The following is a 12,694-nucleotide window of genomic DNA, read 5'->3' on the forward strand; positions in this document are numbered from 1 at the left end:
TGCCACCCAACACTTTATCCTCTCAGATTCAAAAGATTTTTTATTGTATCTTTATCTTGCTGCAACTGAGAAGTCAGTTCATTCAGGTCGGCAAATTTTATTTCCGGGCGCACATAATCGACAAATTCCACACGCAAAGCCTGCTCATAAATGTCTCCAGAGAATCTAAAAATATGTACCTCTATGCTAATATCCCGGCCATCCTCATTTACCGTAGGACAACTTCCGATATTCAACATTCCAGCATACCGTGAATTATTCAAATAAACATAAACCGCATATACCCCGCATGCTGGCAAAAGTTTTTCAGCACACGACGGTTCGATATTTGCCGTAGGAAAACCTATTGTACGTCCTACCTTACGTCCATCTATCACTCGCCCATTCAAATAATAATTATAGCCCAAATAAGAATTAGCCTCCCTAATTTTTCCTTCCTGCAGTAAAGAGCGAATCAAGGTAGAACTGACGGAAACTCCATCTTCCACCAAAGCCTTCGACTGCATGACTCTCATGCCTAATTCCCTTCCATATTGCTGGTACTCCAGAAATCCTTCTTCTTTTGTATGATGTCCGAAATGATGATCATAACCGATAAAAAGCGTCTGTACATGATACACTCCATGGAGAATCTCCATAAATTCCCGAGCCGAAAGTAAAGACAACTCCTTGGTAAAAGGCATCAAGACGCAATAATCTATTGAAGTCTGCTCAAAACGTTCAAACTTCTGCGCCAGACACGTCAACAATTTAGGATGATAATTTGCGTCCAACACCTGACGAGGATGAGTGCCAAAAGTAATCAGACATGAAGCAAGCCCTTCTGCCTTGGCTATATTGTGAACCTGCTGAAGCAAATATTGATGCCCTCTATGGACTCCATCAAAACAACCAATCGTTGCTACACATGCTGGAAGATTTGAGGCCGTACAATTCGTTATTATCTCCATTTAATCAGTCTATGAAATTTAAAAGTTGCATTTCCAGGTCATCACCTGGTACATAATGAAATACATTTATCCCTAAAGAAGCAGCCGCACGGCAGTTCTCCAAAGAATCATCAATAAAAAGAGTTTCCTCCGGCAATAGTTTTGCCTCTTTCAGCACAGTTTGAAAAATTACAATATCCGGCTTTGCCTGATGCATCTGATAAGAAAGAAATACATGAGTAAAAAAGTCCCCTACCCGGAGCCCTCTGTATTCAAACTTGGGAATGCATACATTCCAATGCAAATCATTTGTATTACTCAACAAATACAAACGATATTTCTTACGCAAAGTAAGTAACAGCTCCAGTTTATATTCCGGTATTTCCTTCAACATGCTGTTCCATACCCGGTCAGTTTCTTTATCAGAGAGGGCTCTCCCAGCCTCTTCACGAATCTTTTCACGAAATTGCGGAGTCGTCAGATCTCCACGTTCATATTCTTTTAAAAAGCCTAGTTCATTGGTTCCCGTCATCCACCGACGGATGTCATGCAATCCAACCTTCTCAAATTCTGTCATACAACGGTTTATATCCAAATCCAGAAGTACGCCACCCAAGTCAAATATAATATTCTTTAAATACCTCATCTATTTATTTTTTGTGTCATCCGCTTAATGCCTCTCCAAATTTCACCAACCCACAGCACACAAGAAGTTCCGCCAATAATGTAAGCCCACTCTACCAATGGTAAAGGTTCCGTACGGAAAACCTTACCGCCAAAAGTAACTATTATAAACTGTCCCACCAGAATAATCAAGGCTACTCCCAACATTCCCATGGCATGACTTGCATCCTTGAAAATCGAATGATTTGTACCAAAGACACTTGCATTAAACAAGTTCCAGAACTGCAACATCACAAAAATCGTAAAGAAAACAGTCAGATGATGCACATCCATTCCTCCTGGCATATTTTTAAAGATAGACAACAACCCCATCAGAATAACGAGAAAAGCTGCTCCCACTCCAAAAATATTCTTTTGCATGGCAGGCGTAATAATAAAGTCACTCCGCTTACGAGGTTTTTCATTCATCACATCCATACTCGGCGAAATAGAAGCCAAAGCCATAGCGGCAAAAGTGTCCATTATCAAGTTTACCCACAGCATTTGAGTGACCGTCAAAGGCAAGGCTGTACCCAAGAAAGCACCCAGCAACACACTCAGCAATGCAACCACATTAATGGTCAGCTGGAACACGATAAAACGCTGAATATTCTTATACAACGAACGTCCCCACATCACAGCCGTAGCAATGCTGTGGAAAGAATCATCCAGCAAAGTAATATCACTGGCCTCCTTGGCTACAGATGTTCCTGTACCCATGGACAGTCCCACTTGAGCATGGTTCAATGCCGGCGCATCATTGGTTCCGTCACCCGTCACAGCTACCACTTCACCTTTTTGCTGAAGCAACTGTACCAAACGCTGCTTGTCCATCGGACGGGCACGACTCATCACTTTCAAGTCAACCACCCGCTCCAATGCCTCTTCATCAGTCAATGCCGCAAATTCCACCCCCGTAATACGATTACGCTCTGTATCTTCAGGAGTCCACAAGCCTATCTGACGTGCAATCTCTGTAGCTGTTCCCGGAGTATCTCCAGTCACAATCTTCACCCGTATACCCGCAGACTGACACTTCCGTACAGCTTCCGGTACATCTGGACGAATCGGGTCACTGATGGCAAATATACCCAAGAATGTCAATTCCCCAGCTTGTACGAGTTCTGCACAATCCGCACTTTCTGTTTCCGGAATAATCTTATAAGCCAAACCTAAAGTACGCATCGCCTGATTTTGGTAGGCCAAAAGCTGTTCGTTATAATGCTTTATCCGCTCTTCATCCAGTTTACATTTTCCCATCACGATTTCCGGAGCACCTTTTACATACAATACACGTGCATGCAATACGGGAGATTCCACCAGTGTAGCCATATATTTTCTTTCTGTCGAGAAAGTCAACTGATTTACCACCCTTGCCTGGTTTCGCAAGGCAATGTAATCTTCTCCTTTGCCGTTCAGCCACAACAACAAAGCGACTTCTGTAGGATTTCCCACTCCCGAAGGCTTTCCAGCCTCTTTTTCTTCCAAGAAGGCCGTAGAATTGACTGCTATCCCTTCTGCTATCACGTCCTTTCGGCTTTCATCCAACTGAGCATCATGTACCTGCATCAGGTTTTGTGTCAACGTACCGGTCTTGTCTGTACAAATCACCGTAATGGCTCCCATCGTTTCACACGCATGCATCTTACGAACCAGATTATTGGTTTTCAGCATACGACGCATATTCAAAGCCAGGCTCAGTGTTACACTCATTGGCAATCCTTCGGGTACCGCTACTACAATCAAAGTAACCGCCATCATAAAATACTTCAATACAATCTGTGCAATCTCAAGCCACTGATGCCAGTCGTTCACCGAAGTAACGTGCAGATAAGCATACAAATCTTTAGCGGTAAAAATAATGAAAGTCAATGTAGCAATGGTAAATCCCGCCTTTCCAATCAAATTAGCCAGTTTACTCAATTGCAAATTCAAAGGAGTCTGCTCCTGACTTTGCTCCGTAGCCTGTCGGGCCACTTTACCAATTTCTGTCGCATCACCCACCTTTTCCACACGCATCACTCCATGACCGTCTGTTACCGTCGTTCCACGCATCACGGAATTAGACGGATAAGTAGCTTCCTCGTCAAAATGTGCTTCATCCGTCGTTTTATTTACCATCAGTTCTCCGGTCAAAGTAGATTCATTCACCTGTAGAGAAACGGCTTCAAGCAATACTCCATCGGCAGGAATTTCATCACCCGTATTCAGAATGACCACATCTCCCACTACAATGTCTTTCTTTGGTATCTCATGTACCTTACCGTTACGTATCACCATGACCGGAGTTTCTTCTCCTACAGCATTCAATAAGTCGAATTTCTTATTGGCATCATACTCAAAATAAAATCCTATCCCTGTTGCTAGAAAGATGGCAAAGAATATCCCTATCGTTTCCGCATATTCATTCTCAATAATTGAAATTATAAGAGAAAAAACAGCAGCTACCAATAAGATTTTAATGACAGGATCTTGAAATTTTTCCAGATAAAGCCTCCAAATGGAAGGACGTTTGGGAGGCGTCAATAAATTTACTCCGTATTTTTGTCGGTTTTGGAGGACCTCCTGATCGGTCAATCCTTTAAAATGAGAATCATGCATATTCTGTGACATACGTCTGATAATTAAATATTAATGTTCACAAAAATACAATATATATTGAAAGCATCTTACCCATTAGTTTTTTTTATCATTTTTTTCCCGGCAAATGTTGCAGATTTCAGGTCAAACCATTACTTTTGTACCGCATTTCCAAACCTTTATTTGGATTTCGGACTTGTAGCTCAGTTGGTTAGAGCAACAGACTCATAATCTGGAGGTCCCTGGTTCAAGCCCAGGCTGGTCCACATTAAAAATCAGGCACTTACGAGCAATCGCAAGTGCTTTTTTCTTTGTCTGCGTAAACAATGCGTAAACAAACGGTTTGAGTTGGCTCTGTTTACGCATAGAATTTCCGTGAAACTCTGTGCAATTCTAAGACATACCCGTTAAGATATACTGCTAATATGACCATACTTGACGGTTAAATAAACTCAAAAACATTCTATTGCATCCTGATTTATAGAATAATATTGTACTTTTGCATTGCGTAATGCATTTGTGGCAAGCCATGACCTTGGTGGTGCTCTTTCTTGAAAAAGAAAAGTGAGTTTGCCTAACCAATCGTGGGAGGGTTATCCCATTCCGATGGATCAATGCGTAGAGGGAGTGCCAGTCGGAGGGTACTCTATGACAAACGAAACGCGAGAGTTGCTTCAGGGGTTGAGACCGATTAGCATAAGCCCGGTTACCAGTCAGCGACAGAAGCCAACGAGATTGCACCGCTGCATATAACAACGATGTTTTTATCCGCCTGAGGATAGGGACTCTGTGGTTATATGCAGTGTTTTGTATATGTATGCCTCACATTGCAAAGCGTCTGTATTCAGAGGTTATGTTGAACATAAACAATGAATGCAATGGAAAAACTGACAAAGTCTCTGTCGCTTTTTAAGGAACGGAACTGTTCTGTTTCTGTCGTGTTAGACTCACGTACTCGCAGGAAAAACGCGTGTGAGTTTCCATTATCTCTCCGTTTCACGATAGACCGCAAGTGCTTTTATCTTACCGTTGGAAGTTCTTTCACTGAAAGAAAGTTCTCAGACATCTGTAATGCGACTAAATGCAAGAGCGAGAACTACAAACTTCAAAAAGAGTGGAAAGACACCTTTGTTCCCAAATACAAAGAAATGCTGATGAGTCTGAACAAGGGTGGCATCCTGACATTTGAGATGGTACGCCAATGTATCATGGGCGATGGAGTGATGCCATCCAAAGAAGATACGACCAAATCACAAACTTTTGTTGGTGTATGGGAACAAATCATCCACGAATTACGGACAGACGATGGTGGTGCACGTTTTACCACAGCAGAGAGCTACGAGTGCGCACTCAAATCATTCAGAAAAATTCTCGGAACCAATATGATTAGAGGATTCTGCATCAGTGCTTCGGAAATTCAGAAGTGGAAAGACGGAATGCATAATGGAGTAAAAGATGAGAATGGGGCGATAGTCGGGAAAATCAGCGATACTACCGCCGGGATTTATCTCCGTTGTTGCCGTGCCGTATGGAACAGGTGTGTACATGAAGGCTACCTCAAAGATGTTCCTTATCCTTTTTCTAATAAGAAGGAGAAAGGACTTGTGAGCATCCCCAAGAGTGCGAAGCGCAAGCAGAGCTTTCTGAATGTCTGTCAGATGACGGAGCTATATAACCTTTTTGTCTCAAAGAAATATCCCGAACATTGGTCGGAAGAATATACCAAACGTGCCCACTACTCATTGGGATTGTTTCTTGCCCAGTACCTATGCAATGGATTCAATATGGCAGATGCAGGACGATTGACTTACGATAGTTATTATTATCAGACAAACGGAAAGGCTTTCCGCTTCAACCGAAAGAAAACTTCCCGAAGAAGTGCTGACGGTTCCGAAGTAATCGTTCCTATCATCCCTCCTTTACAATATGTGTTAGATGAAGTGGCAGCACCTCCGACTCGGGATGGTCTTGTTTTTCCTCATATATTAAAAGGCGCGGAAACAGAAGAGTTGCGCCGCAAATATACCATGCAGGAAAACTCTAATGTGAAAGACCGTATCATCAAAATATGTCACGAAGCACTAAATTGGGATAAATCCATCTGTCCGTCTGGTACGTGGTGCCGACATTCATTTGCGACCAACCTGCATAATGCCGGAGTAGACATGGACTATATTTCTGAAAGTATGGGGCATGCATCTTCTGATCATGCAATCACCCAAATATATATTGAGCATTATCCTCTTGAAATTCAGATGGAGAATAACTTGAAGCTGTTGAATCTGACAAAGACCTCTGAAAGAGACCTGTTATTGGCAAAACTGGCGAGTATGCCTACTGAGGAATTAGCCAAATTGTTTACACAAGCCTAATACGACTTTGAAGATGAGAAATTTCATAGAGAGAATAAAAGACTACTTCACAAGAAAGGATTGCGCTGATATGGCTATCTGTACTTGGAAGTCAGCCAACGAAGAGGTGTATGCCGATTTCTGTAAACGCATGGATGCCATAGGCAAGGGGGACTTGTCTATTCTGATGGATATATATCAGATGATACGGGAATGTACACCGCCAGAAGCTTTGCTGTTGTATAACTGGCTTTCCGATTTCATGAACGGTAAAGATATACAGAATATAGCCAATCAGCAATGGGCTGGCAAGTATACAAATATTATAGCCCAATGTATCACCAACAAACGGTTGTGGATAGGTGTCAACGTAAAAACGGGTACGGTAGAGTTGCTCACATCCCCAAAGTCGGAATTATTGATGGTTCATTCCAAAACACCTATTGAGGTTTGGAACCGTTTACCGCAGGAAACAAGATCCTATTTGACAGGGCAACTGGATGTACTTATGAAAAACAGCAAAGGATGCTATCTGTTGAGCAAACTGGAAAGGAAAATGGTGTATCAATCCCTGACGTACATCTCCCGAATCATTTTCCTGTCCCATGCCGTGTTTGTTGGTGAGGTTATGGCCAACCTGTATGATTATGTAGTGGAGAAGAAGGAGATTTTGGCTTATTGCATGTACTATTTCGTAATATTTGACCACGGTCTTTCACGTATGGCCCAATTACTTGACCACCTGCTAAACAGTGGAGAAGTTGACAATGGCGATATGATTCTGATAAAATCATGTGTTGCCTTGCTTGTTCATCAAAGCATAGAAATGGGAACTGAAAGCAAAGCCGGATGGGAAGATACAGCAGAAGCCTGTAATCCGGAAATCTGGAAGGAAGTGATGTTTGCCTTGCGAAAAGCCAAAGGCAGACGTGGGAACAAAAAGGTTATGCAATCATTGGATGATATTCTCGTCGGGGACAAGGAGCGCATCAAGCAGGGCATCCGCTCGTTTCTTGAAGAGAATACCGAGGATATAAGCCTTGCCTATCTGTTGAAATCATTGGTAAAAGCAGGCAGAATAAAGGCCTCCATAAGATACATGACATTTCATCGTGCCATTGAACAATTCTACCAGCGACATTACGGGCATGACATTCCACAGAAAAGATATGGTGAAATCAGAGACATAACATTGACTTCACCTCAAAGAGGAAACAGTTATATCAAAGCAAAACGGATAATAGACCGATGGACGGACTATTTTATCAAGAACGTGTAATTGGGAAACTCGGTTATCCGCAACTTTTTCTGCAAACATCTGTTGTAAATCGGTTGGTTATATTAAGCTACAAATAAACCGACCGATATGCAGAGTCTCATAAACTACCTTTGCTCGTGAAATCGGTTTTACAGAGTTGAGCCGAGACTTAAAGTATCTAATAACTAAACAAGTAAAGGTATGGAAGAAAAATTCAATTTTAACCAATTACTTCAAAAGCCTATCGCCATGATGACTGGCGAGGAGCTTTGCTTTCTCATTACAAAAAGTGTAGAATCCACCGAGAAGTCCACATCCCCAATGGCTTCCAAAGGCAACTATTATGGTATAGAGGGGATTGCCCGTGTGTTCGGATGCAGCGTACCCACGGCTAACCGCATTAAGAAGAGCGGCATCATAGACAAGGCTATCACACAGATAGGGCGAAAGATTGTGGTGGATGCAGACCTTGCACTGTCTTTGGCAAAAGAGTCAGGTGGAATCCATATTAAGGAGCAGTAATATGGAAGATAATTGGAAAAAAGATTTGGTAACAGACAGCTATGGGAATCCAGTCCGATCCATCAGCAACCTCCGACTTATTTTCACTTTGGATGAGAATCTTAGTCAGATAAGATATGACACCTTTTGTCAGGACGATGTATGTTTCAGCCCTTTGTTTCGCAATGTCAATGGCAACAAGATTGATGAGGAATCGGCAGGAAAGATACAAGACTATTTGGAAAGGACATACAGATTGCATCTGACGCAGAATAAGGTATTTGAAATACTAAAAACGACCTCTTCGGAACGGAGTTTTAACCCAGTACAGGATTTTATCACCCAAGAAACATGGGACGGACAGCCCCGCATAGCCACAACCCTCATTGATTATTTGGGAGCAGAGGACACGCCGCTTGTCAGGGAACAGACAAAACTATGGTTCGTGGCGGCTGTTGCCCGGGTTTTCACCCCCGGTTGCAAGTTTGACAACGTATTGACTCTGCCTGGTCCGCAAGGTATCGGGAAAAGCACCTTTTTCAAGACCATCAGCGGGAAATGGTTTAACGACTCGTTCTCTTTTGCAAGCGGTGACAAGGAGAAGGTAGAAACCATAACCAATGGTTGGATTATTGAAATCAGTGAATTGAACGGTTTGAAACGGGCGAATGATGCAGAGGCAGCCAAAGCTTTCCTGAGCCGTTGCAGCGACTATATGCGCCCTGCATACGGACATAAGGTTGTGGAGTTTATGCGGCACAATGTCTTTGCGGCTACTACCAATGAGACAAACTTCCTGCAAGGGGACAACGGGAACCGCCGTTGGTGGATAATTCCGGTTAAAGGAAACGGTCATGTTTCAGAATGGCTGGATGCGCTACAACGTGTTGTTCCTCAGCTTTGGGCAGAAGCATACGCCTATTATCGGCAAGGAATGAAACTTTATTTGACACCCGATATGGAAATTCAAGCCAATGAAGTGCAGGTACAACATTCCAACATCCTTGTTGACCCCATCATAGAAGATCTGGAAATGTATTTGGAGCGTGAGATTCCCGTCCAATATGCAAGTTGGACCATTCCGATCCGACAGGCTTATCAAAAGGGAGCATACTCAGAACCAAACTCAACAATGACCACACTCAACATGGTTTGTGCCCGGCAGATTATAGAGGAAATGCCTAATGACTTGGTCAGACGCAATCCTGCCAAATACACATCACAATATATCAATCGCCTGATGTCCATGATTCCTAATTGGAAACGGAGTGATCAGGAAAAAGTCAAAGGGTTGCATCCTGCCTATTGTGACAAGACCGGACGAGCAAAGCATCCGTGGGTGAGAGTGGACGCACCAAACGAAGAAGTCTGTACTTCATTACCAAGTGAACAGGAGCTACCATTTTAAATCTCAAACTAAGGGAAAAGAAGAATATCTGTCCCTTTGTCCCTCTTTTCCCCCTAAAAAAGGATGAAAACCAAAGACAGATAAAAGAGAAAGTTATAAGAAACACCTGGGACATGGGACAAAATAATTGAAAACATGAAAAAGGAAGAACTTATCAAACAACTGCAAGAGCATGAACCGTTACTGGCAAACGCGGTCTGCCACATGGTGGAGTATATTCAAGGCCGTTACCCTGCGGCATATCCAAGCAAAGCACAGACCGAAGCTGTGAACGATTATCTGCGGAGCGTCTATGCAGATGGGGACGGCAGCATGTCAGAGAGGAACCGCGAACATCGACGTATCGCTTCGCAGAACATCACTATTACCGCCATCCGTGTATTGGATAGTCGCCAACTTGCCAGGCTGCAAGACGTACTTGACCATATTGCGTACGACAGGGAGTATTATATGCCGGAGAGAGGATGTGGAATACACCGCTGACTTTCTCTTTTGGCTGCACCATTTATAAAATATCTTCAAACAGACAGATGATGAAAACAGACTTGAATTATTGTATAGTGCTTTCGGCGGAGCAGCTTATGTATCTGGCAGGGAGCAAATACGGCATTGACCGCATGAAGATTCTACACCAACTGATTGAAGCAGCCGTATTAAAAGAAACCGAGTACACCATAAAAGGTTTCTCCACAACCTTGCAAGTGGGGCAAGCCGTTCTTTCAGAAGTGGATTTGGCCAACAAGTTGGGCTATGACAAAAAGACCATATCCCGTGTGCTTGACAAGATGAACCAGTTGGAAATTGTCGCATCTACACAGAGTAATCGGACAAGCATCCATACGCTGAAATGTATATCGGCATGGATGCAGAACGGAAACCGCATAGACAATCCTTTCTATGTCCGACTGAAAGACCGGCAAGATGATAAGGAGAGTATGTCTGCTATATCAGATGAAGGCAAACAGCCTTCTCCCTCTTCTTTCCCTTCTGTTTCAGTTTCCCCACAGACTGCGGCAACGGAAGATTTCGGAAGAGATATTCCGGTTGATAACCAGATATAGCTGTACCAGAAAGTTGGTGTGTCCGAAGCTGTTGTATGCAGTATTGCAAGAAGTTCCTATGTCGCACAAATTCGCTTCGCTTATTCGTACTACATAGGCATATTCCGGCAGTCGCAAGCTCCCACCGTGCTGACCCTTTTTGAATTGATGTTTTACCCATAGCATAACAGAGTATGAAGAAGAAAAAGAATACCGACAAAGAAATTGATGAAGAAAACGAGAAAAAAGTCACAAGACGCACCCTGCGGCTTGAAGCCAGGGTGACAGAACAGGAATATGCTCAAGCGGCAGAACTTGCCAAAACCTGCGGCTTATCCATGAGCGAGTATGTGCGGCGTACCGCCTTGGGGCAACATCCACGGCAACGGTTGTCTGACCATGAAGTGGAAGCCCTGTGTAGTCTGACGGATGCAAGGGGTGACCTTATTCGCATCGCGGCAGCCGTGAAATCCATCCAAGCGGACAAACGGGCTATGTATTTCAGCGATACCCGATTTGTGGAACAATGGATGAGGGCCGCTACTCAGCTTATCAATCGTTGGAGCCAGATAGAAAATTACCTTACTGAATAAATTCCCTCACCTATTATGATAGCAAAAGCCTCCACCATATCGCATGGCGCAAATGCCATAAGATATTCCGTCAACAAGGAGAAAGCGGATATAGTCAAAGCCAACTTCTTGCCCGATGATATTTCGCCGGAAGCAATGTATGGACGGATGATGCTCGTACAGAAAAAGTTTGCTGAGAATATCAACAAAGGCAGGCCTCTTAGTAGAAATGTGATAAGAATTGAGATTTCCCCATCCGAAGAAGAAAGTCGGGATTGGACGATGGATGATTGGGAACGTTTATCAAACGAGTTCATCCGCGTGTTTGATTCCATTGACCTCTCTGGCAAAACCAAACGGGCTTCTTCAAAGCAGGTCAACCTCAAAGGCTCGCAATACATAGTCGCCCTGCATCGTGATTCCAAAAGTGGCATTCTCCACTTGCACATTGACGCTAACCGTGTGGACATGAACGGTAAAGTCAATGATAGCCATAAGATTGGTGAGAGGGCTGTCATGGCTGCGAATATCATCAACGAGAGACGAGGCTGGGTACAATCTGAAGAAATAGGCATACGTCATAGACAAGAAATCTCAGACAGTTGCATAGAAATACTCCGTACGATGGACGAATTCAGTTGGCAGAGGTATGAAATGGAACTGGTGAAACGGGGATATAAAGTGCACCTGCAAGAAAAAGACGGTGGCGGAGTTTATGGCTATTCTATCAAGCGTGGCAACTCCATTTATAAATCATCCATGTTGGGTATCGGGCGAAACCTGACCCCATCAAAAATTGAGGCTACTTGGGCAAAACTACATCCGCAGGAAAGGATATCTAAGCCGGCAAAGCCTGTTCCCCAACAAACATGGACAGCAGACACGACTCCTCTTATACAACCTTCGACTGCTTCGCATCCTGTTATGAAACATTACGATATAACGACAGACGAATATCACAGTTTCCATATCGAGATATCCGAAGCCGCTGATACTATCATTCGGCAGAATTGTTCTTTGGAGGAAGCACATCCGTTGGCTAAGATTGAAGAAATACAGCACACGGCCCTTTTGCTCTTTGCTGGGTATTTGGATGCTGCCACAAGTATGGCGGCGTCAAGTGGCGGTGGTAGTTCTGACACAAGTAGCTGGGGACGGGATAAAGATGAGGATGATCTTGAATGGGCACGCCGCTGTGCAAGAATGGCAAACAGCATGTGCAAGCGCAGGAAAGGACTTCACAGATAAATTAACAATCAAAAGACAAGAATCATGGGAATTGGCAAATCAAAAATTACTCCATCAATAGAGTTTATATCGAATAATTGATTAAAGCGTTCTTTGACTTATCTTTGTGGTCTAAAAGGTTCAATTGATGTATTACGACAAGAT

Annotated in this window: 11 protein-coding genes and 1 tRNA gene; 9 read left to right on the forward strand and 3 right to left on the reverse strand. The window is 43.3% G+C overall.

Annotated elements, in window-relative coordinates; genetic code table 11:
* Window positions 1–14: 14 nt before the first annotated feature.
* The 3 genes from ribF to OCV81_RS14030 are packed head-to-tail and all read right to left on the reverse strand — an operon-like array spanning window position 15 to window position 4,205.
* Window positions 15–950, reverse strand: a complete 936-nt coding sequence (ribF, locus tag OCV81_RS14020) for a riboflavin biosynthesis protein RibF (protein ID WP_148330624.1) — start codon at window positions 948–950, stop codon at window positions 15–17.
* Window positions 951–954: 4 nt separating this feature from the next.
* Window positions 955–1,575, reverse strand: coding sequence for an HAD family hydrolase (locus OCV81_RS14025; RefSeq protein WP_148330625.1), 621 nt, complete (start codon window positions 1,573–1,575; stop codon window positions 955–957).
* Complete coding sequence (locus OCV81_RS14030) at window positions 1,572–4,205, reverse strand: calcium-translocating P-type ATPase, PMCA-type (protein WP_148330626.1); 2,634 nt, start codon at window positions 4,203–4,205, stop codon at window positions 1,572–1,574. Before OCV81_RS14030 ends, OCV81_RS14025 begins: the two co-directional genes overlap by 4 nt.
* A gap of 159 nt (window positions 4,206–4,364) precedes the next feature.
* On the opposite strand from OCV81_RS14030, the gene OCV81_RS14035 reads away from it, so the two are divergent.
* From OCV81_RS14035 to OCV81_RS14075, 9 genes are all read left to right on the forward strand, one after another.
* Window positions 4,365–4,438 (forward strand) — tRNA-Ile (locus OCV81_RS14035).
* Between the two features lie 612 nt (window positions 4,439–5,050).
* Window positions 5,051–6,544 (forward strand): tyrosine-type recombinase/integrase, encoded by a 1,494-nt coding sequence (locus OCV81_RS14040; protein ID WP_022383675.1) that lies wholly within the window; start codon window positions 5,051–5,053, stop codon window positions 6,542–6,544.
* 13 nt (window positions 6,545–6,557) lie between these two features.
* Window positions 6,558–7,802, forward strand: coding sequence for a DUF6043 family protein (locus tag OCV81_RS14045; RefSeq protein ID WP_022383674.1), 1,245 nt, complete (start codon window positions 6,558–6,560; stop codon window positions 7,800–7,802).
* Window positions 7,803–7,982: 180 nt separating this feature from the next.
* Window positions 7,983–8,303, forward strand: a complete 321-nt coding sequence (locus OCV81_RS14050) for a DUF3853 family protein (protein WP_022383673.1) — start codon at window positions 7,983–7,985, stop codon at window positions 8,301–8,303.
* 1 nt (window position 8,304) lies between these two features.
* A complete protein-coding gene (locus OCV81_RS14055; protein ID WP_262640370.1) occupies window positions 8,305–9,690 on the forward strand; it encodes a virulence-associated E family protein in 1,386 nt (461 codons plus the stop codon).
* Window positions 9,691–9,825: 135 nt separating this feature from the next.
* Window positions 9,826–10,173 (forward strand): hypothetical protein, encoded by a 348-nt coding sequence (locus OCV81_RS14060; RefSeq protein WP_022383671.1) that lies wholly within the window; start codon window positions 9,826–9,828, stop codon window positions 10,171–10,173.
* Between the two features lie 50 nt (window positions 10,174–10,223).
* The gene (locus OCV81_RS14065; protein ID WP_022383670.1) at window positions 10,224–10,751 is read left to right on the forward strand and encodes a hypothetical protein; all 528 of its coding nucleotides are present in this window, start codon (window positions 10,224–10,226) and stop codon (window positions 10,749–10,751) included.
* Between the two features lie 173 nt (window positions 10,752–10,924).
* A complete protein-coding gene (locus tag OCV81_RS14070; protein ID WP_022383669.1) occupies window positions 10,925–11,323 on the forward strand; it encodes a plasmid mobilization protein in 399 nt (132 codons plus the stop codon).
* Window positions 11,324–11,338: 15 nt separating this feature from the next.
* Window positions 11,339–12,550, forward strand: a complete 1,212-nt coding sequence (locus OCV81_RS14075) for a relaxase/mobilization nuclease domain-containing protein (protein ID WP_148330628.1) — start codon at window positions 11,339–11,341, stop codon at window positions 12,548–12,550.
* The last annotated feature ends 144 nt before the right edge of the window (window positions 12,551–12,694 follow it).

The organism is Phocaeicola fibrisolvens (assembly GCF_025567125.1).
Lineage (GTDB): Bacteria > Bacteroidota > Bacteroidia > Bacteroidales > Bacteroidaceae > Phocaeicola > Phocaeicola fibrisolvens.

What these genes read in the sequence shown, in the direction of transcription:
- OCV81_RS14045 (WP_022383674.1), top strand. Translation starts at nt 6,558, where the DNA reads ATGAGAAATTTCATAGAGAGAATAAAAGACTACTTCACAAGAAAGGAT.
- OCV81_RS14055 (WP_262640370.1), top strand. Translation starts at nt 8,305, where the DNA reads ATGGAAGATAATTGGAAAAAAGATTTGGTAACAGACAGCTATGGGAAT.
- OCV81_RS14025 (WP_148330625.1), bottom strand. Translation starts at nt 1,575, where the DNA reads ATGAGGTATTTAAAGAATATTATATTTGACTTGGGTGGCGTACTTCTG.
- OCV81_RS14060 (WP_022383671.1), top strand. Translation starts at nt 9,826, where the DNA reads ATGAAAAAGGAAGAACTTATCAAACAACTGCAAGAGCATGAACCGTTA.
- OCV81_RS14065 (WP_022383670.1), top strand. Translation starts at nt 10,224, where the DNA reads ATGAAAACAGACTTGAATTATTGTATAGTGCTTTCGGCGGAGCAGCTT.
- OCV81_RS14030 (WP_148330626.1), bottom strand. Translation starts at nt 4,205, where the DNA reads ATGTCACAGAATATGCATGATTCTCATTTTAAAGGATTGACCGATCAG.
- OCV81_RS14050 (WP_022383673.1), top strand. Translation starts at nt 7,983, where the DNA reads ATGGAAGAAAAATTCAATTTTAACCAATTACTTCAAAAGCCTATCGCC.
- OCV81_RS14070 (WP_022383669.1), top strand. Translation starts at nt 10,925, where the DNA reads ATGAAGAAGAAAAAGAATACCGACAAAGAAATTGATGAAGAAAACGAG.
- ribF (WP_148330624.1), bottom strand. Translation starts at nt 950, where the DNA reads ATGGAGATAATAACGAATTGTACGGCCTCAAATCTTCCAGCATGTGTA.
- OCV81_RS14040 (WP_022383675.1), top strand. Translation starts at nt 5,051, where the DNA reads ATGGAAAAACTGACAAAGTCTCTGTCGCTTTTTAAGGAACGGAACTGT.
- OCV81_RS14075 (WP_148330628.1), top strand. Translation starts at nt 11,339, where the DNA reads ATGATAGCAAAAGCCTCCACCATATCGCATGGCGCAAATGCCATAAGA.